2 protein-coding genes are annotated in these 1,148 nt (G+C 44.6%); one reads left to right on the top strand and one right to left on the bottom strand.

The features are described from left to right. The first annotated feature begins 262 nt into the window (after window positions 1-262). On the top strand, window positions 263-574 hold the full coding sequence (locus tag KDK15_RS07995; RefSeq protein WP_257294834.1) for an RNA-binding protein: 312 nt from the start codon (window positions 263-265) through the stop codon (window positions 572-574). Between the two features lie 52 nt (window positions 575-626). On the opposite strand, the gene KDK15_RS07990 is transcribed toward KDK15_RS07995, so the two are convergent. Continuing rightward, the coding region (locus KDK15_RS07990) for a hypothetical protein (RefSeq protein WP_257294833.1) at window positions 627-1,148 on the bottom strand (522 nt) is incomplete at its 5' end.

Genomic DNA, 1,148 nt, shown 5'->3' with positions numbered 1-1,148 from the left:
GAGCTTCTATCCATATTTATATTTCATTAATTCATGAAAATATAAAAAGCAGACTGCTGTTCTGCTCAGAAGTTCATTTTGGTGGAATGTCTATAATTCCCGGATCTGTTAATGATTACCAGAAGGCTGCCGATAAGCCAGTGGACAACAACAGTTTGATGTGACAATCTGACCAATGTTACATTTTGTTGATCATAATGTTGATACCGCCTTTCTACGCAAGGACTTGCGTTCAACCTAGAGAAAAAACCAGAGTTTTTCCATGCAAAAAAGGACTTTATACATTGGTAACCTGGCGTATACCGCCGTTGAAGAGGATCTTGAGCAGGCTTTCGAATCATTTGGTGTTATTGAAGATATCAAACTGATGAGGGATCGGGAGACTGGACGCTCAAGGGGCTTTGCATTTATCACCTTTGAACAAGAAACGGAAGCTGAAGCCGGCAAGGCTATGGATGGCAAAGAGGTGGCCGGACGTCCATTAAGAGTGAATGAGGCTCGACACAGGGAGTCCGGACAGCGAACTCCAGTCAAAAGAAAACCCAAAGCCTTTAATAACAACTTTAACCGCTAATGGCTTAATCTGATTGTGCTGTCAGCTTCCCGGATAACCGTGCTCACCACTTTTATACGTAATATGGCACATTAGACGCGCACCATCCCAAGGGAGCCCCCAAGAAACAAATTTTGGCAACACCAGTAAAGAGCGCAGAAGCACCGGCAGCTTGAGCTCGCAGAGACAGAAAAGAAAACATATAAGGCCGGGGATCATCCAAACCATAGAGCGAGCTAGAAGCACTAGCAGCAGCTAGAGCATGAGCTTGATCTTGTATACACACAGCGAACGTACAAGCCGCGGCAACAGCCCCGGCGGCAGTAGCATAACCTTTGTGGACTTCTGCAGCAGCCCCGAAAGTCCCGATAGTAACCGCAGGAAAAAACGTGGTAATAACATTGCCAATGAAAGTAACAAAGCGCGGATCCAAAGACCCTTCATAAATTAAGTTGAGGGCAGTGGCGAGGCCGCAGGTGCAGGAAAGAAACAAAGCACTTTTACCAAAGATTGGGATAGCTTTTATTAAAATATCTACTACTCGATCATACAACGGGATACGGTTTATCTGTTTTACTTCGTCATCAAATAATTG

Origin of the sequence: Endozoicomonas sp. YOMI1, assembly GCF_024606345.1 — a bacterium.
In the GTDB taxonomy this organism is placed as follows: Bacteria; Pseudomonadota; Gammaproteobacteria; order Pseudomonadales; family Endozoicomonadaceae; genus Endozoicomonas.
Note: the sequence above shows the minus strand (reverse complement) of the source record. Positions and strands in the feature narration are given on the sequence as shown.